At 31.1% G+C, this 22,414-nt stretch carries 21 protein-coding genes; 4 read left to right on the top strand and 17 right to left on the bottom strand.

All coding sequences use genetic code 11. The annotated features are described in order from the left end of the window. Positions 1 to 79 precede the first annotated feature (79 nt). Complete coding sequence (locus ACI48Q_RS16150; RefSeq protein ID WP_474920152.1) at positions 80 to 1,171, top strand: DUF3810 domain-containing protein; 1,092 nt, start codon at positions 80 to 82, stop codon at positions 1,169 to 1,171. A gap of 147 nt (positions 1,172 to 1,318) precedes the next feature. On the opposite strand, the gene ACI48Q_RS16145 is transcribed toward ACI48Q_RS16150, so the two are convergent. The 12 genes from ACI48Q_RS16145 to ACI48Q_RS16090 form a co-directional block, all read right to left on the bottom strand. After that, complete coding sequence (locus ACI48Q_RS16145) at positions 1,319 to 1,933, bottom strand: ABC transporter ATP-binding protein (protein ID WP_474920151.1); 615 nt, start codon at positions 1,931 to 1,933, stop codon at positions 1,319 to 1,321. Next, the gene (locus tag ACI48Q_RS16140; protein ID WP_474920150.1) at positions 1,923 to 2,864 is read right to left on the bottom strand and encodes an oligopeptide/dipeptide ABC transporter ATP-binding protein; all 942 of its coding nucleotides are present in this window, start codon (positions 2,862 to 2,864) and stop codon (positions 1,923 to 1,925) included. Before ACI48Q_RS16140 ends, ACI48Q_RS16145 begins: the two co-directional genes overlap by 11 nt. A gap of 12 nt (positions 2,865 to 2,876) precedes the next feature. Beyond that, entirely contained in the window at positions 2,877 to 3,755 is an 879-nt protein-coding gene (locus tag ACI48Q_RS16135; RefSeq protein WP_474920149.1) for an ABC transporter permease, read from the bottom strand. Then, positions 3,748 to 4,743, bottom strand: coding sequence for an ABC transporter permease (locus tag ACI48Q_RS16130; RefSeq protein WP_474920148.1), 996 nt, complete (start codon positions 4,741 to 4,743; stop codon positions 3,748 to 3,750). Before ACI48Q_RS16130 ends, ACI48Q_RS16135 begins: the two co-directional genes overlap by 8 nt. 21 nt (positions 4,744 to 4,764) lie before the next feature. Further along, a complete protein-coding gene (locus tag ACI48Q_RS16125) occupies positions 4,765 to 6,381 on the bottom strand; it encodes an ABC transporter substrate-binding protein (RefSeq protein WP_474920147.1) in 1,617 nt (538 codons plus the stop codon). A 124-nt stretch (positions 6,382 to 6,505) separates the two neighbouring features. After that, positions 6,506 to 7,456: an alpha/beta hydrolase gene (locus ACI48Q_RS16120; protein ID WP_474920146.1), complete on the bottom strand. Its 951-nt coding sequence runs from the start codon at positions 7,454 to 7,456 to the stop codon at positions 6,506 to 6,508. A 151-nt stretch (positions 7,457 to 7,607) separates the two neighbouring features. Beyond that, entirely contained in the window at positions 7,608 to 8,039 is a 432-nt protein-coding gene (locus ACI48Q_RS16115) for an acyl-CoA thioesterase (protein WP_474920145.1), read from the bottom strand. A 112-nt stretch (positions 8,040 to 8,151) separates the two neighbouring features. Further along, entirely contained in the window at positions 8,152 to 9,168 is a 1,017-nt protein-coding gene (locus tag ACI48Q_RS16110) for a hypothetical protein (RefSeq protein WP_474920144.1), read from the bottom strand. A 580-nt stretch (positions 9,169 to 9,748) separates the two neighbouring features. After that, complete coding sequence (locus ACI48Q_RS16105; RefSeq protein ID WP_474920143.1) at positions 9,749 to 10,654, bottom strand: lipoate--protein ligase; 906 nt, start codon at positions 10,652 to 10,654, stop codon at positions 9,749 to 9,751. Continuing rightward, positions 10,647 to 12,341 (bottom strand): dihydrolipoyl dehydrogenase, encoded by a 1,695-nt coding sequence (gene lpdA / locus ACI48Q_RS16100; protein ID WP_474920142.1) that lies wholly within the window; start codon positions 12,339 to 12,341, stop codon positions 10,647 to 10,649. Before lpdA ends, ACI48Q_RS16105 begins: the two co-directional genes overlap by 8 nt. A gap of 147 nt (positions 12,342 to 12,488) precedes the next feature. After that, positions 12,489 to 12,842 (bottom strand): carboxymuconolactone decarboxylase family protein, encoded by a 354-nt coding sequence (locus tag ACI48Q_RS16095; protein WP_474920141.1) that lies wholly within the window; start codon positions 12,840 to 12,842, stop codon positions 12,489 to 12,491. 106 nt (positions 12,843 to 12,948) lie between these two features. Further along, positions 12,949 to 13,374: a MarR family winged helix-turn-helix transcriptional regulator gene (locus ACI48Q_RS16090; protein ID WP_474920139.1), complete on the bottom strand. Its 426-nt coding sequence runs from the start codon at positions 13,372 to 13,374 to the stop codon at positions 12,949 to 12,951. 184 nt (positions 13,375 to 13,558) lie between these two features. Here ACI48Q_RS16090 and ACI48Q_RS16085 point away from each other — a divergent pair, with 184 nt between their 5' ends. Then, on the top strand, positions 13,559 to 14,947 hold the full coding sequence (locus tag ACI48Q_RS16085; protein ID WP_474920138.1) for an MATE family efflux transporter: 1,389 nt from the start codon (positions 13,559 to 13,561) through the stop codon (positions 14,945 to 14,947). A 49-nt stretch (positions 14,948 to 14,996) separates the two neighbouring features. Here the strand turns inward: ACI48Q_RS16085 and ACI48Q_RS16080 are convergent, their stop codons facing one another. From ACI48Q_RS16080 to ACI48Q_RS16065, 4 genes are all read right to left on the bottom strand, one after another. Beyond that, a complete protein-coding gene (locus tag ACI48Q_RS16080; protein ID WP_474920137.1) occupies positions 14,997 to 15,335 on the bottom strand; it encodes a hypothetical protein in 339 nt (112 codons plus the stop codon). Next, the gene (locus tag ACI48Q_RS16075) at positions 15,326 to 15,727 is read right to left on the bottom strand and encodes a YtxH domain-containing protein (RefSeq protein WP_474920136.1); all 402 of its coding nucleotides are present in this window, start codon (positions 15,725 to 15,727) and stop codon (positions 15,326 to 15,328) included. The genes ACI48Q_RS16080 and ACI48Q_RS16075 overlap by 10 nt, the downstream gene beginning before the upstream one ends. A gap of 260 nt (positions 15,728 to 15,987) precedes the next feature. Next, the gene (locus ACI48Q_RS16070; RefSeq protein WP_474920135.1) at positions 15,988 to 17,001 is read right to left on the bottom strand and encodes a hypothetical protein; all 1,014 of its coding nucleotides are present in this window, start codon (positions 16,999 to 17,001) and stop codon (positions 15,988 to 15,990) included. A gap of 18 nt (positions 17,002 to 17,019) precedes the next feature. Continuing rightward, on the bottom strand, positions 17,020 to 17,373 hold the full coding sequence (locus ACI48Q_RS16065; RefSeq protein WP_474920134.1) for a hypothetical protein: 354 nt from the start codon (positions 17,371 to 17,373) through the stop codon (positions 17,020 to 17,022). 323 nt (positions 17,374 to 17,696) lie between these two features. On the opposite strand from ACI48Q_RS16065, the gene ACI48Q_RS16060 reads away from it, so the two are divergent. Then, on the top strand, positions 17,697 to 18,428 hold the full coding sequence (locus ACI48Q_RS16060; protein ID WP_474920133.1) for an NAD-dependent protein deacylase: 732 nt from the start codon (positions 17,697 to 17,699) through the stop codon (positions 18,426 to 18,428). Positions 18,429 to 18,684: 256 nt separating this feature from the next. Here ACI48Q_RS16060 and ACI48Q_RS16055 read toward each other — a convergent pair whose 3' ends face one another. Beyond that, the gene (locus ACI48Q_RS16055; RefSeq protein ID WP_474920132.1) at positions 18,685 to 20,523 is read right to left on the bottom strand and encodes an APC family permease; all 1,839 of its coding nucleotides are present in this window, start codon (positions 20,521 to 20,523) and stop codon (positions 18,685 to 18,687) included. Between the two features lie 431 nt (positions 20,524 to 20,954). Here ACI48Q_RS16055 and ACI48Q_RS16050 point away from each other — a divergent pair, with 431 nt between their 5' ends. Beyond that, the gene (locus ACI48Q_RS16050) at positions 20,955 to 22,337 is read left to right on the top strand and encodes an MATE family efflux transporter (RefSeq protein WP_474920131.1); all 1,383 of its coding nucleotides are present in this window, start codon (positions 20,955 to 20,957) and stop codon (positions 22,335 to 22,337) included. Positions 22,338 to 22,414: the final 77 nt, after the last annotated feature.

Below are 22,414 nucleotides of genomic sequence, written 5' to 3'. Positions count from 1 at the left end.
AACTATATTAAAGTAAAATTGTCTTATAATAATTAGAAGTTTTTAATTATTATAGAATATAAGTTATATGGAGTATATTATGAAAAATTTAAAAACTAAGCTTATTCTTTTATCCTTATTTATTTTTGCAATTATTATAAACTATATATCTTCCTTATATCCCACTATTACCGAATCCTATTATTCTTTAAAAATAAATAAAGTAATAGTTAAAGTACTCAGCCATATATCAAGTATTTTTCCTTTTTCAATATATGAGATTGTTTTCTATGGAGCAATCCTATTAGTTATTTTTTATATAGGATATACAATTATTAAAGCCTTTAAGTATCCTAAAGCCTTGAAAAAAATCCTTATTAATTTTTCTCTAAACTGCGGAGTTTCACTATCTATAATATATTTTTTATTTATAATGTTATGGGGCTTAAACTATAATAGAGTTTCCATTGGAGATACTATAGGGTTAACTACTAAAAAGTATTCTATAGATGATTTGTCGCAGGTTTACAAGATCCTTGCAGAAAAAGCTAATGATACGCGAAAATTGGTTAAAGAAGATTCCACAGGTGTTATGGTCACCAATGGTGATTATAGGGATGTTTTTTCAAGGGCAAAAATAGGATATGAAAATATTTCTCATACTTATCCCTCTCTGAGTGGAAATTACGGTAAGCCAAAACCTATTTTAACTTCAAAGCTTCTTATCTACACAGGAATTACAGGGATATATTTTCCCTTTACTGGTGAACCTAATGTGAATCTAGCTGCTCCTAATATGACTTTGCCCTTCACTACCGCTCATGAAATGGCACATCAAAGAGGCTATGCTAGTGAAGATGAAGCAAATTTTATTGCATATTTAGTTTGTATAAATCATCCTGATGCAGATTTTCAATATTCTGGCTATCTTCTTGCACTTATCAACTTAGGAAATTCTATAGCAGGTGAGGATTATTCTCTATTAAAGGATTTAAGAGAAAATTTTTCAGAGGAAGTTTTAAGGGACATGAATTTTAGAAGTGATTTTTGGAAGCGCCATGAGGGTAAAATTGATGAAATTTCCAGTAAGGTAAACGACACCTATTTAAAAGCTAATGGAGTTAGCGATGGAGAAAAAAGCTATGGTAGAATGGTGGATTTGCTTTTAAGCTATTATAGCCAACAAAACTAATAGGGAAAGGTGCAACGATACTGGAAAAGACAAATTTTATTTTTACTGAAATCCTCACTGAGTCCGCAGGGAGAGGTATGCTGTGAGCTCAGTGAAGGATTGATTTACTAGAATTATAAAATTTCTCTGTAATGACTTAAACATATATTATTTATCCTTATCATGAAAAGTCGTTAAGTCTACAAATCTATGACATAACCTATTTAATAAATCCTTGTCGTGGCTTATTATTATAACTCCCATATTATGCTCTTTAGCCCTATTAATTACTACCTCCCATATCTGGGCTTGAGTTATAGCATCAAGCATAGTGGTAATTTCATCTGCTATTAGAAATTTTGTAGCTGGAGATAGGGTTCTAACTACACAAAATCTTTGTAATTCTCCTCCTGATAGTTCGCTTGGCCATCTATTTAGCCACCCTTCTTCTATGCCTATACTTTGGAGTAGAGTTTTCGGAGGATTCCATCCTTCAGTTAATATATCTTTCATTTTCCATTTAGGATTCACTGACTTCTCTGGATGCTGAAATATTAACTGTACTGGATAATACTCATCCCTTTTTACGCCTTCTAAAATTACTCTGCCTAAGGTTGGTTTTATGTAACCAGCTAGAATCTTAGCTAAGGTGGTTTTTCCATAACCACTAGGTGCAACCAATCCCACTACCTCTCCTTGCTCTACAATAAAATCCACATTTTCAAATATCCATCTGTCACTACTATCATATCTAAAGCTTATGTTTTCTACTTTAAGTTGCATATATACACCTCACCATTCCATCTCTTACTGGTTTCAGTTCTGGTCTGTATACCTTACATTCCCCCTTAGCCTTGTCACATCTGTTGTAAAATAAACATCCTTCTGGAACCTCGTTAGCCAAAGGTTGAAATCCTTTTATAGGTTTAAATCCATTTTGAGGAAGTGCCTGCCATAGCGCCTTTGAATAAGGATGACGTAAGTTTTCTCCATTTCCATTAAAGTCCGTAGCATTTGCTATTTCTAAAGTAGTTCCTGCATAAAACACCGCTATTTTATCTGCTATTTTTAAAGCTGCATTTATATCATGAGTTATGATTAAAACTGCAGCTCCCTTATCTGCCATATCTCTAAAGTTTGAAAGTGCTTCATTTAAAGCTTTTGCATCCAAACCTGGTGTAGGTTCATCAGCTATTATTATTTCACTATTTGATACTACTGCGGTGGACACTAATATCTTCCTTGCCATCCCACCAGATAATTGAAAGGGATATAAATCATCAACTTCTTTATCTAGTTCATATCTATCAAACACTTCTCTTTGAATACTTGAAGCCTTAGCTTTATCTTCTATAGAGATTTTTACTTGCTTTGATACCTTCATTAGTGGATCTAAAAAATTCACTGATTGTGGGATTAAAACAATTTCTTTTCCTCTTAATCTTTTTTTATCTCTCTCATTTAAAATATTATTTTTATAAATCATTTTTCCTTGAGTAGTGGCATTGTGAGGTAATATACCAAGTATGGCATGAGCAAGAAGACTTTTTCCAGAACCGCTTGAACCTACAACTGCTACCACTTCATTTTTATATAGCTCTAAGTCTAGACCAGTGATTACTTCAAGCTCCTTTCTCTTAAGCCCTTTGGTGTATTGAGAAAAGGAAACGCTTAAATCTTTAATTATGAGAATTGGCTCCTTTAAGTTTTTCATAACACATGCCTCCTATTTGTATGCAGTTTCTGGATCTACAAGTTTTCGCAAATTTTGTCCTATAGTATCCACCATCACGGATATTATGAGTAGTGACAATCCAGGAAAAAATGCTGACCACCAACACCCAGTAGATAAATACTTCATAGATTCTGATAACAATATACCAATAGCTGATTCATGAGGTGATAGCCCAAAACCTAAAAAGGTTATTGATGCCTCATGTAATATTGCATGTGGAAATATTAAAAGAGTTCCAACTAAAAGTTGAGGCAACAAATGTGGCAATATATGTTTTACTGCAATATAGAAGTTTGATTTTCCAAACTTTCTTGATATTTGAACATACTCCATTGTCTTAACCTGCATAACTTCAGATCGTATTATTCTTGTAAGGCTTGGCCAATGAGTAAGCGATACACCTATTATTACCCCTTTCAAGCCACCACCTACTGCAAAACATATTAAAATTATTATTAAAATATGAGGTACACCTAAAAATAAATCTATAATCCAAGTTATTATTGAATCCATAGCTTTTCCAAGGGTCGCAGACATAAGTCCTAAAATTAGGGCTATTATTCCACTAATTAAACTTGATAATATACCTATTTTTATACTTAGAGTAATACCTTTCATGGTTCTTGAAAACATATCTCTTCCCATCCAATCTGTTCCAAAGATATGTTCCCAAGTTGGAGCTAGGTTCTTTTGCGCAAAGTTTATTGCTATATCTTCAGCCTTAACAGAATTTCCAATTATTAAAGCTACCGATACAGCTATAGAACAAAATACTATTATAAGTATGGTTTTTTCTCTAATTCCAAATTTAAGTTTATTATAGCCTTTTTTAATGGGAAGGTTCTTTATAGTTGCTTTTCCATTAATCATGATGCCCTCCCTCTTTAATTCTTGGGTCTATAATTCTATATAATAAATCTGCTATTAGGTTACCAGTAAATACAAATATGCTACTTATTATAACAATACCCATTAATAATGGTACATCTCCCTTTAACCCAGCATTAACTGTAGTTTGTCCAAGTCCTGGATAGGAAAATACCTGCTCTGCAAATATGGTTCCAGCAAATAATTCACTAAAGGATAAAAATTGTATGGTTATGGCTGGTAATGCAACATTTCTTAACACATGATTTACTACTATACTTTTTGTAGTTTCTCCTCTAGCCCTTGCAAATAATACATAGTCCTGTGATAAAATCTCTATTACCTTTTCCCTGGTATGCATTGCAATATTTGCCACACCTAATATACTAAGGGTTATAGCTGGAAGTATCATGTGTTTTATTAAACTAATGGTTGTGACTTCTTCAGCTAAAATACCAATTGGCACTCCAAGGCCTATGGGGAACCACCCCAGCCATACTGAGAAAATCATCAACAATAAAAGGCCAATCCAAAAGGTTGGCGTTGATATTAATACATAGCAATACCCTTTTATAATTTTGTCTACTAATTTTCCTTCTTTCATCCCTGACACTATTCCTAGAACAAAACCTAATACCCCAGATACTATCCAAGCTATAGTCATAAGTGCTAAAGACGCTGCAAATCTTTCACCTACAACTTCTAAAACAGGTCTTCTGTATATTAAAGATGTACCAAAATCCCCTTTTAAAAGCAATCCTACCCAATTTATGAATCTCTCCAAAGGTGGATCATTAAGCCCCCAGTATTCTGCTATTTTTAACTTTTGCTCTGGGCTAACAGATAAATCTGCTCCCACATATGCTCTAATAGGATCAACAGGAGAGACTTCCATCAATAAAAAGGTTAGAATACATATGGCTATTAGTAACGTTGCCATTCTTATTAACTTTTTTACAGCAAATAGTCCTATACTTTCTCTTCTAGCCATTTGAAGTCCTCCTATTTTATCTTATTTCCATTTCCACTCAGTTATATTTTCAAGTATAGCTCCACCATGTGGTTGAGGTTTGGGAGTTCCTATACCTAAATTTTCATCCATTATAAACAAATGATTTATATTTGCAATCCAGGCCCAGGTCGCATCCCCTTGGGGAGCTATACCTGTTTCTCCATCCCATTGAGCTTTTTTCCAAAACTCTAAAGCCTCATCTTCAGTTTTACTTATCATTGCTTTATTTATATATTCATCTACCTTAGGATTTTTATAAAAACCAGTATTATACCAATCCACACCTGAATTTTTACTATGGAATAATTGATTTATTAAAACTGGGTCATGCTCTCCCCATCCTAAAATGATCGGTTCTGAGTGTAATACTTCTACTGCATTATCCCAAGTTCTAGCTTCCGGCACTGCATTTACTCCTATTTCTTTTAGTTTTTCACTTACTGCAAGGGCCATTTCCTGCCTATGCTTTGTATCTGTTATATAATTCAACTTAAATTCAGCTTTTAATCCATTTTTCTCTCTTATTCCATCATTGTCACTATCTTTCCATCCAGCTACTTCTAATATCTTAACAGCTTTCTCTACATCTCCATCTTGTATTTCCACTTCTTTATTGTACCAAGGCATAGCCTCAAGACCTACATAAGATGGCGTACCATAGCCTGATAATACACCTTCTACTAACTCTTTTCTATCTATAGCATAGTTTATTGCTTGACGTATTGCCACATCACAGGTCACATCATTTCCTATTGGATAGCCCTCAGCGGTTTTTTCTCCACTTTTTACATAAGGAAATGCTATTCCTAAATTTTCAACACTTGCTACCTCTTTTAAAACCTTTCCTTTTATCTTCTGATTTGCAAAGGATGCTGGTATTGAAGCCATATCTATTTCTCCTGATTTTAAAGCCCCTAGAGCTGTATCATCATTCATAAATACCATGGTTAATTTCTTAATACTAGGCTTGTCTCCATAATAGTCTTCATTAGCCTCTACTATTATTTGTTGACCCTTATCCCATTGTACAAATTTATATGGTCCTGAAGTTATAGGCTTATCGCCATACTTATTATCATGTAAATGCTTTGGCACTATTCCTATACTTATCAATCTATTGACAAAGCTTGATTGTGGCTCTTTAAGTTTAAATTCTACAGTATAATCATCTATATCTGTTATACTTTCCATAGTATTTAAATCTACTACAGAATCTGATTCCATAGCCGCCTTAAAGGTATACACCACATCCTTTGCTGTCAACTTTTCTCCATCTGTAAACTTCACATCATCTCTTATCTTTACAATCCAAGTTAACTTATCTTCACTTACACTATATTCAGTTGCTAAATCATTGACTATATTTAAGTCCTTATCTCTTTTTAGTAGTGTACTAAAAAGCACTCTTGTTACAGAATGATGTCCACCTGTGGTTGGGTCTAGTCCTTCTGGTTCCAGCCCTACCGATACTATCAACTCATTCTTTTCACGTCTTAAATTCTCAGCTTTTTTCCCCTCTCCTACATTGTCTTTAGAAGCTGAATTTGAGCATCCTAATAACATAGTCATACTCATAATGAGTACTAAAGATAATACTAAAAATTTTTTTACCCTCATAGCTTTTTCCTCCACATAATGTACTTATGTAATTTCCCTATTAACATCTTATCAATTATTGTAATATTATGCAATAATTTGCTAAAAAGGTATTCCAAAGTAAACTTTGAAACACCTTTTTATTTTATCTTATATTCTCTTCTATAAATCTATATATTCTACTGAAGTACTCCTTCTCTATTAGATTAGAAGCAACACAGTGATCTAATCCATCAATTAACCATAATTCTTTATTCATATGAGGAATTGTATCATAAATGATTTTACTACCTTCTGGTAATGTAACCTTATCTGATGTTCCATGAATAAGCATTACTGGAACTGTTATACCCTTCACTGCTCTATAGGGCTCACTATCCTTATATCTAAAACCTGATTTAATTCTAATATATAGTTCTCCAGCCCAAGATACATACCTTAAAGGTATTAATGGTATATTCTTACTTTCTATTCCCATGGTAACAGCACTTTTCATAGTATGATATGGAGCATCTAATATATAGAAATCCACGTTTTTCTTTTCTTCATTCAGTTCAGTGTGCATAGTTGCTGTAGCTGCTCCCATGGAAAAACCATGGACACCTAATACCCCTTCAGGATAGGCCTTTGTTGCATAGTTTACAACTTCCTCTAAATCCCATCTCTCATAAAATCCAAAGGTATAATCTTTTCCGCCTGTATATCCAGTTTGTCTTTGATTATAAACTACTACATTATAACCATTTTCTAAATAGTTATAAGCCACCTTTAAAACCTCATGATAATTACTCTCTATTCCATGGACTAATACCATGACATCCTTAGTGTCAGTATTTGATTTAATATTAACTATCTCAATGTCATAACCATTTTTAGGACTTTCTATAAATAATCTCTCATTGTTATATCTTTCTAATTTATCTAAAATTTTATCTTCTCTATTTCCATAGTGATCCAACATATTTTCCTTAGCTACTGCTGGAGATGATCCAACGGAAGCCTTATACACCATTTTCCCAACAGCGTAAGTAATTCCTGAAAATAATGCTGCTCCTGTTATTCCTATTCCTGCTATAAGCTTATTTTTCTTTTTCATCTGATTTCCCATCCTTTTTTACATTTATTATACTTCTACTAATTCCATTTTATCATATATATAATATTTTTATCCAATAAAGAAATGCTTCTTCTCATTTTCTTAGAAATGGTGTCATTTCCTTATAAAAATAATCATTAGAACTAAAGTTCTAATGATTATTTTCATTTAATACTTCTAACCTACTAAGGCTATTCCAAAGTTCTTTATTATACTTTTTCAAATTAACTATTCTAAATGTTTTACTATCTACAAAGGTCTGAACAGTATTTCCCTTAGCTAAAATTTTATCATTCTCTTCTCTCTTTACAACATAGGCAATTTTAACCTTAACAGATGTTAATTCACTAATAGAAGTTTCTACCACTAAATTATCATCATATTTAGCAGCCTCTATGTACTTACATTGAGTTTCCACTAAGGGCATCATAATTCCACTTTCCTCTAATTCTCTATAAGAAATTCCACATTCCTTAATTAAATCTTCCCTAGCTACTTCAAAATATAAATAATAGTTAGCATGATGAACCACTGCCATAGCGTCAGTTTCAGCATATCTAACCTTAATCTTAGTAAAACTCATACATCTTGCCTCCTTTTACTACAATAAAGATTATAACACAATCTAATAATACCCCAATATCATTAATTATAATAGTTTCTATTTGTGCTATTATCTTATTTGTATACAAATTTTACTGTAAAATAAAGCTTAATGCTTTCTCCAATTTATCATTCAAATCCTCTGGATACCAATGTCCAATTCCTTCATTGATATGATACTTATAAGGCATGTCTACGCTTTTACATATATCCATCATCTCTTCTACATATTGTACTGGTATATCTTCCCCCCCCTCCATAAATACCCATTTCATCTCCTTAGTAAGAAGTTTTCTGATATTTTCTTCTGTAAAAGCCCTTGGCTTTAAAGCGCACAGCGCTATAACTCCTCTTATAGGGATTATGTCAGCTACTGTAATATCAATAGCACCTACAGCCCCCCCGGAAAAACCACCAATTAGAATGTTAGCCCTATCAATAGAATAATCCTTACATAAACAATCATAGCAATCTTTAATTTCATCATATAAAGCATCATAGGTGCCTATTTCCTTATTACTATTTACTGATAACTCCTGATCCTTATAATCTTCTTCAATAAATATATCTCTTTTTATCCATCCATAGCTATTATGTCTTAATATTTGTGAAGATTGAAGATATACCACTATGAAGCCTTTCTTTAAAAGATACTCTGGCTTCCAATATTCTTTATGGTACTTAGTATTATCTCCATCTCCATGTAAATTTAAAAACACAGGATATTCTCTTTCTTTACTGTATCCTTCTGGGAGGTAAACCTGGTATTGAAATTTTACCTTTTCTTTAGCAATTTTTAATAGCATATTATTTCTTTCTTTTAACCTTATAAATTTTTCATCTCTCTTTAAATTATCAAAATAGTATAAGGGACACACAAAATCCTTGTCTAACATGAGCTGCAAAGTATTGAGAGTATCTTCATATCTTTGACATTCATAAAAGAAGCAGCACTTATCCAACAATATGGTGGATAAATTTTGTTCAACTTCTTCTTTTGAAAGAGTTTTTATTTCTTTTTCTAATAGAGTTAAGGCCTCTCCAGCCCCTTTTTCTTCAGCAACATTTAAATATGCTTCTTCTAATTCCGAAAAACTATTATATTTCATTTTTAATCATTAATGAGATAGCTTAAATAATATATAAACTCTCATTGCTCCTTTCTTTTCCCATTTCAGACCATATTATTACATATGATACCATTGTACATAATAAGTTACAAATAAAACTGTATTACTTATCCACGACACATTTAGTTATCTACTTCTTTATTGACAAATAGATTTCTTTTCATATAAAAAAGATTGCAAGAAAAACCTTTCTCTTACAATCTAAAAATTATAGTATTTTCATTTTATTTTTTATTAAATAATATCTATATAAGTTGCAATAAAGATAATTCATATTACAAATATTTTTAATAAATGGTTGAAATTGAACTTCACATTATTGCTGCGAATACCATTTGCAGAAAGCTTAGATTTACTTAGGCTCTATGAAAGAAAAAATCGTTAAGAAATACAACCTGTCCGAATGTAGTGAGTTGTTGTATTTTAGATTTTTTATTGAATAGAGCTTTAGTAAATCAAGATTTCGGAACGGTTAAGCAGGGATAATATGAAGTTCATATCAATTAATTTATAATATAGAACTTTATTGCAACTTATATATTTATAATTTTTTTAGTTTCTAGAAATAAGCTTCCCACTGAATTTCATGAAAATAAGTATTTCTAATCTTATCTTCTATTTCACGAAAATCCAATGTGGATATACTATCGGAAAATATTTTTATATCCTTAACTAATCCTTGCTCCACATTCACGTATGCCTGTATATTTCCTAAGGGTGTGCTTCTTTCTATCACCACATTATACACAGGACTCTCTCCATATATCCACTTTTCATCACTGTAATTGTGGATAAGCTTTGGTATATATCTATCTTTACTGCATCTCATAGTTTCTTTAGGCTCAACATAATAATATTGAAAGCTTTCAATCAATTCTTCTATTAATTTAGTTATAGTTATATTTTCATTTATATCTTTAAGATTTATCACTCTACTTTTTACTGATGATATGCCTTTGCCTTCTAACTTTAATTTGGAAGGTTTTAAAATCCTTTCAAGGTTATCTAAATCTACATCTACCATTAAGGTTCCATGATGAAAATAATTTCCGTCTTCTTCATAAAAAGCATGACCTGAAAACTTCTTTCCACCGGAAAGCAAATCATTTCTTCCTGAAAACTCCACTTCTATTCCAAAGTTCTCTACAGCTCTTTTTATAACTTTTAACTGTTTTTCTAAATTACTTTGATTACTTTTAGTTATAAAAGTAAAATTTACATTGCCTAGGTCATGAAAAACAGCGCCTCCACCGGAGATCCTTCTTGCTAGCTTCACATTATTTTTCTCTAATTCTTCTATATCACATTCCATATATGGATTTTGATTTCTTCCTATAACTATGGTCTTCTCATTTTGCCATATATAAAATGTAGTTTCATCCCCTAGAGCATTCCTCAGTAATTCTTCTTCTAGTGCTAGATTATAGTAAGGATCATGTTCTTTTGAAATTACAATTTTATTCATGACAATGTAATGCTCCTATGCCTAATCCCAATACCGCCTCATGTATACTTTCTCCGGTGGTTGGATGAGCAAAGATAGTGTGTACAACCTCTTCCTCACTAATATTATTATTAATAATTAAGGTTAAAGCACTTATTAACGCCGATGCTTCAGGTCCAATAATTGAACCTCCTACTATTTTATTGTTGTCTAAATCCTTAATTAATTTTACAAACCCCTTATCTTCACCCATGGTTAGTGCCTTCCCATTTGCAGAAAACGGAAACTTACTAACAGAAATATTCATATTTTTATTTCTAGCTTCATCCTCTGTAATTCCAACAGAAGCTATTTCCGGAGAAGTAAATATTACGTTTGGAACCATGTCATAGTTCATATTGGTTTTTGCACCTAAGATATTATCTACCGCTACCATACCTTCATGAGAGGCTACATGGGCAAGTTGAATTTTATTATTTACATCACCTATGGCATATATATTATTCACAGAGGTTCTTAAGGTTTCATCAACAAATATACCTCTTCCATTGTCATTTAATTTGACTCCTGCCTTTTCTATATCTAACCCTTCAATGTTAGGTACTCTTCCAATGGCTACTAGTACCTTTTCACTTACTATAAATCTCTCTTTATTATCCTTTTCAAAAATTACAATTGCCTTTCCCTCTTCGTCTTTTTCTATTCTTGTAACCTTTGCTCCAGTATGTATTCCAATGCCTCTATCTATAGCTATACTTTTTATCTCCTCTGAAACCTCAGAATCTACCATGGTAAGAAGTCTATCAAAACATTCTACTACATTAACTTTAACTCCAAAATTGGAATATAAAAATGCAAATTCCATGCCTATAACCCCACCACCAATAATGGTTATAGAGGCTATATTATCCTTATCACAGAGAGCAGTAGTACTATTTAATACGAAATCACTATCTATGCCTGGTATATTAATATTGGCAATTTTTGCCCCTGTAGCAATAATTGTATCAGTTGCTTCTATTGTATATTCATCTCTTCCACTTTTCACAAGTATCTTTTTTTCATCAATAAAGGTAGCCCCTCCTTTTATTACTCTTACATCATTTTTACAAAGTAAGTAATCAATACCTCCAACTAATGTATCCTTGATTTTATCTTTTCTCTTTATTACCTTTGACATATCAACCTGTGCTTCTTTAACTACTATCCCAAAGTCCTCGGCCTCCACTATATTATGATAAACCTCAGAAGATTTTACTAAGGCCTTAGTTGGAATACATCCTACATTGAGACATGTTCCTCCTAGAGATTCTTTTTCTACAATAATAGTTTTAAGTCCCTTTTTAGCTGCATATATAGCTGATACATATCCACCTGGTCCAGCCCCTATAACTAGCAAGTCTGATTCTAAATTCTCTTTTTTTCCCTTTATAAGACTTCCAAAATAATCTAACTTAGGCTTGCTTTCTCCGCCTTTCTCCTCAGTAACCCTAAATAAGCACTGCCCTATCTCTATTTCTTGCCCTTCTTCAACTAGTACCTCTTCTATAGTACATTTATTCTTTGACTTCAAAGGAGTATTACCCTTCTTAGTTTCTAACTGTAATAATTGTTGATTTATATTAACCTTATCTCCCTTAGAAACATTTATTTTTCCTATTTTGGCACTCTTATTATTACCAGATAAACTTTCTAATTTAATATCCATACCTTATCCTCCTTAATATAGCTTTTATTTGTTCTATATTTTCATTGCTCTGGGTAAGTTATAATTCTATTTTTTCCACAATATAATTCAAACCCTGTACTCTTGCACAGGGTCCTTGTATGTTTCACTATTAATCTATATTATCAATTATTTAAAATCTTTTTCGAATTCATCTATAGAATCCTTAATTAAAGTTACTGTGTAGGCCATTGTAGGACCTCCACCAAAGGCAACAGATACCATAGCTGCTTCAAGTATTTGCTCTCTTGTAGCTCCTGATTCTAAAGCTTTATATACGTGGAATACTATACAATACTCACAACGATTATATGCAGCAATTCCTACACTTATTAATTCCTTAGTTTTTGTGTCGATAGCACCTTCTGCATAGTTAGTTCCTAGTAAATTCATAAAAGCATTTACGCTATCTCCATTAGTTTCTGCTAAAGTTGCTAATCCCCCGGTAAAATCATTTAACATTTGTCTTACATCTTTTTTCATATTAACCCCTCCTACCATAACTTGTTACAACAACAGTTGTTATAACAATACTTGCAATAGCAAGTATTTATGTTTTAAAATTACCACCAATTTGTGGTATTGTCAACTATTTTGTTAAATTTTTAATCATCTTGTCTAAAACATACTTAAAGGTATCTAATTCCTCTTGAGATATTTCATTGGTAGCATCATCCTGAAACTGTTGTCCTAAAGGCATTAGTTCTTCTCTTAATTCTTTACCTTTATCAGTTAAAGAAATTTTAGTTATCCTTCTATCTTGAGAATCTCTAACTCTGAGTGTTAGCTCTTCCTTCTCCATTCTATCAAGAAGTCTAACTATAGAAGATTCATTTACATTCATTTTTTGAGAAAGCTCTTTTTGAGAGATTCCTTCTACTTCACCAATATAGAAAAGTGCTATCCATTTTACTCTAGTTATTCCAGTATCTTTAAGTCGTCTATTAAATTCATCTGTTATCTTTTTAGATGCGCTATTAGTTATAAATCCTATACAATCATTCAAATTAAACATATATCTACCCTTCAATTACTATATTTTTTTAATTATATCAAACTTTATTACAAGATGATGTTAATAAACTATGAATATATTTGGCCTTATTACCTATACTTATAGTGTTTATGTTAATTTTGTTGATAAATTGTTAATATTTCTTTTTAGTTTTTTGTAATAGAATATAGGTTGGAGGGATAGAATGGAACATACAAGAGAAAATAAAATGGGAACTGAACCCATTGCAAAACTAATTATATCTATGTCGTTGCCTACTATGTTTTCAATGCTAATTCAGTCATGCTATAACATTGTGGACAGCATATTTGTTGCTCAAATAGGAGAATCTGCCCTTACTGCAGTTTCCTTAGCCTTTCCAATACAAACCTTACTTATAGCAGTTGGTGTTGGTACAGGTGTCGGAATTAACTCTCTTATTTCAAGAAGACTTGGTCAGAAAAAATTTGATGAAGCTAATTCTGTAGCTGATCATGGACTATTACTCGGACTGGCAAGTTGGATTATATTTGCCATATTCGGGTTATTTTTTACTAAAATGTTTTTCACTAGCTTTACTAGTGATCCAGAGGTAATAGCTATGGGTACCTCTTATACTTCCATAGTAACAATATTTTCCTTTGGTATGCTTATTCAGATTTGTGCAGAGAAAATTTTACAAGCCACTGGTAATATGACCTATCCTATGATATCTCAATTAATAGGTGCAATTGCTAACTTAATTTTAGACCCTATACTTATATTTGGTCTACTAGGCTTTCCTGCTCTTGGAGTTGCTGGTGCTGCTATAGCTACGGTAATTGGTCAAATTTTAGGAATGATTTTCTGTTTATTTATATTATTCACGAAAAATCACGAAGTAAAGATAAATTTAAAAAACTTTAAATTTAAAGGCTATGTAATTAAAGATATTTATGCCGTAGGCTTTCCATCTATTATTATGCAGTCTATAAGCTCAGTTTTAGTAATGGGTCTTAATAGTATATTAATAGGATTTTCTAGTGCTGCAGTATCTGTCTTAGGTATTTACTATAAACTTCAATCCTTTATATTTATGCCTGTATTTGGGTTAAATCAAGGAACTATGCCAGTACTAGGATATAACTATGGAGCAAGAAATAAAAAGAGAATAACCAGTTCTATTAAAGTAGCAACTATTATATCTGTTTCTATTATGGCCTTTGGAACTCTAATCTTTAACATATTCCCTAGACAGCTACTGATGGCATTTAATAGCTCTGAGGAAATGCTTCGTGTTGGAATTCCAGCTCTTAGAATAATAAGTCTTTGCTTCATATCAGCAGGAGTAAATATAATAATTTCAACTGCTTTCCAAGCTACTGGACATGGAGTTAAAAGCTTATTTATATCTATTCTAAGACAGCTAGTAATAATTCTTCCTGTAGCATGGATAATGGCTAGAACTTTTGGAGTAATTGCTGTTTGGTTTGCTTTCCCAATTGCTGAAATTGTTGCCTTCTTTACAAGCTTAATTATATTTAGATATGTTTATAATAAGGAAATTAAGCCAATGAAGGATAAACCTGAAATTCCTGAAAAAGCTGCAATTTAAAGATTTAATAAAAGCCATTATCTTCTTTAAAAGATAATGGCTTTTATAATTATTTTTTAAAGAATATACTTACTATAATATTTAATATATCCTTAATAGTTTCTATGTTGCCTGTAATATTTTCCTTTGCCACTACAACTTCAGCAGTAGTCTCTGTTATTACTTCGCTAATATCATTTACATTATCACAAATGCTTGTACATTTTTCAGATATTTTAGGCAGATCATTACATAGTATATTTATATTTTTTTTATTTTCTGATATTACTTCATTTAAATTAATTACAAACTTAGAAATATTCCTTAAAACAATTATCAAATAAACTAATGTCACAGCTCCAATTATTCCTATAATTCCCCAAAATAACTCTGAGAGTCCTATATACATGGCTCCTCTGCTTTATTATCTTCCACTGTTTCAACTGTTTCAGAAATCTCGTCAGCAGCCTCCTCACATTGTTTTACATTTTTCTTCTCAGATAAATAATTCTTTATTTTCTCTTTAGCTTCTTTAACATTATCCTTTCCTCCAACAACTTTATTATTGAAGTTTTCTTTTAATTCCACTCCCTTAATCTTTACTTTTTCACTTACATCACAAGTTTTATTCTTTAAATCTTCTCTGCTTTCTTTTCCTGACTTAGGTGCTAAAAATATTCCTGCTGTTGCCCCTAACACAGCTCCAGCTGTAGTTGCAGCAGTTATAGTTTTTGCTACTTTTATAGTTTTTCTTCTTTGCTCTTCTTTTCTTTTCTTTTCAATAATTTTGTAAATTCCCATAATTAATCTTTCCTCTCTTACAATATATATTTATGAATCTTTATTCATTATGAATGCTAATTATCTAGTAAAAGTTTGTTTATTTGACAAATTATTATAATATCAGCATTAAGTAGATTATACTAACATTGTATTTTTGTTACAATATGAAATTGCATAAAATTTTATTGTTAAAAAATATTTAACAATGTTCATAATAATATTTTCTATATATTAAAAGCCATTCTCAACAACATGAGAATGGCTTCCTATATCTTTAATTAAAGAATCTTACTTCTTAACTCTAATAAATCACTATATATTCCATAGGCAGTTTGTTGTATTTCTGGATTCTTTTCCACTATACATACTTCTCCCATTAAGTCAGTGGTTATACATAGTATTGAAGAAGTTGCATCTATAGTACTTAGAATATCTGTAGTTTTAACTAATTCTGGATATACTCTTCCATAGGCTAATCCATCCTTTATATATCCTTCACATAATAATTTATATTTCATACCATTCTTTTTAGCTTCCTCTATCTGCTCTTTAGTAATAGTTTCTATACCAACTCTTTCTACAGTCATAGGATTCATCTTTCCCTCTAAAAGTACATTAGCTAAAGCTGCAGTTTTAGCAGCTGCATCCCAGCCCTCAATATCTGCTGAAGGGTCAGCCTCTGCAAAACCTCTTCTTTGTGCTTCCACTATAGCGGCTTCAAAGTCATTTCCACCTTCCATTTCTTCAAGAATAAAGTTTGTGGTGGAATTTAGAATTCCCTTAAAGGAAAGTACCTTACATCCTGGAAGTGTATACTTCACCAAGTTAAAGATAGGAGTTCCATCCATAACTGTAGTTTCATATAAAAATACTCTATTTTTCTCTATAGCTAATTTATTTAGTCTATGAAAATCCCAAGCTATAGGACCTTTGTTTGCGGTTATAACATGCATATTATTATTAAATGCTGTCTCTACATGACATATAGCTGGTTGCCCATCTTTTATAGAAAGGCTGCTTAATTCTATCATCACATCAGCCTTTGAATTTTTTATTATATCTAAAGAATTCATATCTACCTTACTTGGATTCTCTTTAGAAAATTCTCCTAATTCTTCTACTTCTTTTAATGCTCTATATACATCAATTCCATCTTTACAAAGAAGTGCTCCCTTAGATCTGGTAGATATACCTGTAACTATCACTGGCAGCTCTTTCTCCATAATTAATCTACAAAATTCCTTTGCTGAATTTCCAAAACCTATAATACATAACTTTAACTTTTTATCCATAGTTAAACCCCCATAATGTTATTTTTGATTTCTTAATTTAAGAATCTTTAGTATTATAAAATCAAATATCTCCCCTAGAATTATAACATAAAATAGCTCTCTTTGCTTTATGAAAATCCATATGAATATTCCTATACCTAGAAGAACCGTAAACATTATAATTCCAAATAATTTCCCATTGAATTCTCCTTGTTCAATAAGCTTATCTATTTTTCTTAGCATCTTATCTATATAAATAGCATTAAAAATTCTTTCAAATCCAAAAGTTATCCAAAATAATATTTTAAAATTCTTAAATAAATTAATGTATAGAAGCAAAATTACTACTGTTATCCAAAACGGAATGTATATTTTGACTGAATTTTTCTCCATAATATCCCTCCTACAGTATTTTAATCTATCAATTTAATACTCTATTCTATGTTTTCCAGTAATGTCATCTCTAGAGGATAGTTTATTATTCTATTATATAAAAGTCAATTATTGAAATATTAATAATTGACTTTTATATAGCACTTACACCTATTTTAAAATAATTATAATTCATTTACGAATGCAACTTCCCTTAAAATTATAATTCACTAACTGATTTAATTTAGTTTAATAATTTTTAATTTTATTAAACTATTTTTAGTTTTATTAAATCATTTTTGGTTTTAAAATCTTATGTTATAATAATGTTGAGGTGATTTTCTATGAGTGTTGATGCTTTAAAGCATATAATAGATAGTTCAAATAGCATAGTATTCTTCGGTGGAGCTGGGGTATCTACAGAATCTGCCATCCCCGATTTCAGATCTGATAATGGCCTATATAAAATAAAAAATTCTTCATACTCTCCAGAAGATATTCTTACTCATAGCTTTTTTATGAACCACAGTGAGGATTTTTATAAATTTTATAAAGAAAAGATGGTTTATACTGAAGCTGTCCCTAATGCTGCTCACTATGCTCTTGCTAGACTTGAAGAGTTAGGAAAGCTTAAGACTGTAATAACCCAAAATATAGATGGACTTCATCAAATGGCTGGTAGTAAAAACGTTCTTGAACTTCATGGGTCTATTCATAAAAACTACTGCATGGAATGTGGTAAGACCTTTACCTTAGACTATATTATGACTTCAAAAGATATTGCTCCTCGCTGTAGTGATTGCGATGGGCTAGTTAGACCTGATGTAGTTCTATATGAAGAAGCTCTAGATGAGGATGTAATCTATAATGCTGTAAATGCTATTAGAAGCGCTGATGTGCTTATAGTTGGCGGGACTTCTTTAGTGGTATATCCCGCTGCAGGACTTATTAGATATTTTAAAGGCAAAGATTTAGTATTAATAAATAAAGCTTCAACCTCTTACGACTCTCTGGCTAGTATAGTTATAAATGATAGCATTGGAAAAGTATTATCAGAAGTCCTTCAAAAGAGTTAGTTAAAATATACTAACTTTACTATAATAAATATGCTTTAGACAAATTTAAAGAGATAGTTATATTTAATAACCATCTCTTTTATTTATACTATAATAAATGTTAAAATTAAACTGCAATATTATTATTTTAAAAATGGTTGATAAATGAAACTTGATTTACATGTCATCCTCATATAAATCTTGATTTTATATACTAAAATAGGTAATATACTGTACTATTCTGCAGTTATAATCAACATTTATTTTAAAATACTTCTTATTCTTTAATTAAATATGGCAATGTTACCACTGCAATATTTCTTCTTTTTAGAAGCATAGTTCTAATAAATAGTGAAGTTTGATTGTGAAGAAGCTGGTGCCACCAAGAATGAATAGTAAATTGCGGCATTACTATGGTCAGCATTTCTCCTCTCTTCATACTTAATTGTCTATTATCTATATATTTTAATAAAGTTTCATTTACATTCCTAAAAGGAGCATCCTCCACAATGAATGGTATATCAATGTGAAGCTCACTATATTTTTCTTTTAATCTCTTTGATTCATCTTCATTAGTAGATACATGATATATTTCCACCGTGTCTCCAATTACTAGTCCATAATTTAGACATTTTACAAAGGATTTATTAAAGGTATCTACGGGAACTATTACATGGTTTGTTACCTTTTCTTTAGTACATATATTCTTATCATATACATCAATTTTTAAATCATTAGCTACACTCACATAATGTTTTTTAATTTTTACCATAAATAAAACTAATATAGGTATACATATACACACTACCCATGCACCATGAATAAATTTTGTAGCTCCTATTATAATGCAGGTTGCGGCTGTAACTAGGGTGCCAACTCCATTAATAAAGGCTTTGTGCTTCCATCCTATATTTCGAAGCCTCCACCATTTCATAAACATACCGGACTGCGAAAGTGTAAAAGATAAAAATACTCCCACAGCATATAATGGCATTAATAAATGTGTGCTCCCCTTAAATATATATACTAATATAGAAGATGCTATAAATAATAAAACTATACCATTTGAAAAGCTTAATCTCTTTCCTCTTTTAGCAAACTGCCTTGGAATATATCCATCTCTTGCTAATATGGAAAATAATAATGGTAAATCAGCAAAGGCTGTATTTGCAGCCATTATGAGTATAAGCGCTGTAGTTGACTGTATCATCCAAAACATAAAACTGTTTTGACCAAATACTTGAATAGCTATCTGAGCTACAACAGTAATTTTATGATTAGGCACTGCTGTATACATAGTTGCAAGATATGAAAGACCACCAAATATAATCAACACTAATAATGCTAATAATGTCAATACTCTTTTTGCTCTTTTTTGAGCTGGTGCCTTAAAATTAGGTATACCATCGCTTACTGCTTCAACTCCAGTTAATGCAGTACATCCGGATGCAAATGCTTTTAAAAATAAAAGTATTGTTATATCTTGCAGTGGCTCTCCCACAGCTACTGAAGCAGGTGGCATTTGCCCTAAAATCAAAACTTTTATAAATCCAGTTACAATCATTGTAATAATAGAAAAAATAAATAAATAAGTCGGTATTCCAAAAATTACAGATGACTCTCTTATCCCTCTTAAATTTCCTAAGGTTATAAGAAATATTATAAATATAGTTATTACTGTTTTATATGGCAATAGCATAGGAAATGCTGAGGTTATAGCTGCCGTTCCTGCAGAGGTACTTACTGCCACCGTAAGAATATAATCAATGGTCAATGAAGATGCTGCTACTAATCCAGGAATTTTTCCTAGATTCTCACTGGCAACAATATAAGACCCTCCTCCATTAGGATAGTTATCAATAGTTTGTCTATATGAAAATACCAATATGAATAATAATATTACAATAGCAATAGCTGCATAGAACATATTTTTATAGGAGGCTATACCCAATATTGGAATAAGCACCCAAAGAATTTCCTCTACAGCATAGGCTACTGATGATATGGCATCACTTGATAAAATCGGTAACCCCCAAAGAACATTGAACTTTTCTTTACTTAACTCTTCTGTTCTCAATGTTTTTCCAAGCAACAAGGATTGTATTTCCTTTATCATATAAATTCCTCCAAGGTTTAAAATTATTATGTGTATATCTTAGTATTCTATATTCTGAATGTAGATAACTCAATTTGTAATTAAACTTAAATCCTATGATATATTTGCATTTAAGTTTAATTTACTTAAATTATCCTTCATAATGTTACTGAATTGCATTATTATCGAGAATATATATTATAGTATTTACTTTATTTTATTTTTAAAACAAATCTTTTAGACCGTTAATGTTATTATGAAATGCAACTCTACTAAATCATTAAATCATAATACAGAAATTTCTATATATTCTTAGTATACTATTTAAAAAATTCCTTAAATTTGATACTTTGTATCACTTGGAGTATAATTATGTTGTGTTCTATTGTATATTAAGTAATATACTTCTATATATTGAACATTTTGTTTTATGAAAGTTGGTGTATTTTAGTATGAAATTTAATTTTCTACATCAAAAAACAGAAGAGAGACGTGAGTTAATATTAAATGGTTCTCTGCCTAAAACCATTCTAATGCTGTCAGTTCCTACCTTAATGATGGGATTAATTCAATCAATTATGCCTGTTATTGATGGACTTTTTATTAATAATATTGTAGGAACAGTAGCAGCCAGTTCTATTACATATTCAACACCTGTTATAAACATGATGAGTGCATTAGCTCAAGGTCTTAGCGTCGCCGGAATGGCTATGCTTGGTCAGATGAATGGTAAAGGAAAAATCGAAGATGCTAAACGTGCTTCTACACAAATCATGGTTCTTTCTTTTATTTTAGGTTGTATTATGGCACCGATCCTCGCTATGATATCTTTTCCTATATCTAAAAATGTTGATCCTCAAATTTCTCATGATGTATTTCTTTATATATCACTATATGCATTAGTTATCCCCTTTTCTTTTGTAGAATCCATTTATAATTCAATTAAAAATGCCAGTGGTAAGCCTGAGGCTACCTTTATAAGAATGGTCTTAATGTTAATTTTAAAAGTTATATTTAATATTATATTTATAGCTATTCTTCACTTAGGAATTGTAGGATCTGTCCTTGCATCTTTAGTTTCAAATATTTTGATATGTATCTGGATGTTCTATGAATTATTTGTAAAGGTCAGTGATGATAGATTAACAATAAAGGGATTTAAATTTGATTTTAGAATTTTAAAGAAATTAATACGCATAGCAATACCATCTATGTTGTCTAGCATAATGCTTAATTTAGGTTTCTTCCTTATTAACAATGAAGTAGCAAAGTATGGGGCTATTGTATTAAATGGCCAAGGTATTGCAAATAATATAACTTCTGTTTGCTTTAATTTGCCTTCCTCATTTGGTGCTGCCATAGCAACTATGGTAAGTATGAATGTAGGAGCTGGACAAGGTGCTAGAGCTAAACGATCTTGTTTCGTAGGATGTGTTATAAGTGCTATAACTGCTGCTATTCTAATAGCTATAGTTGTACCTCTATCTTCACAACTTACTATTTTATTCACTCGTCAACAGAATGTTCTTGATATCGCTAACAAATCTCTTCATATTTATACTTATTCAGTTATTGGCTTTGGTATATGTATGGTGGAACAAAATGCATTTATAGGATTGGGCCGTACAGGAATCCCACTAATTATAAGTATTCTGAGAATATGGCTTTTAAGATATCTATTTATCTTAGCAACAGAAAAATATTTAGGTTTTTATTCCGTATTCTGGGGTAATCTATTCTCAAATTATATGGCAGCATTAATAACTACCATCTTAATAAGCAGAGTGAAATGGGTCTCTGCCATATCTGATAATAAAGTTACAAAAACAGTGTAAATGTCTATTTTTATTCATTTGAATTATTATACTATTGATAAGAATATTGCCAATAAAATTTAATAGAAATATATCTT

The sequence above is a fragment of the Clostridium sp. LXY-7 genome (assembly GCF_056172015.1).
This window is presented reverse-complemented; position numbering and strand designations above follow the sequence as displayed.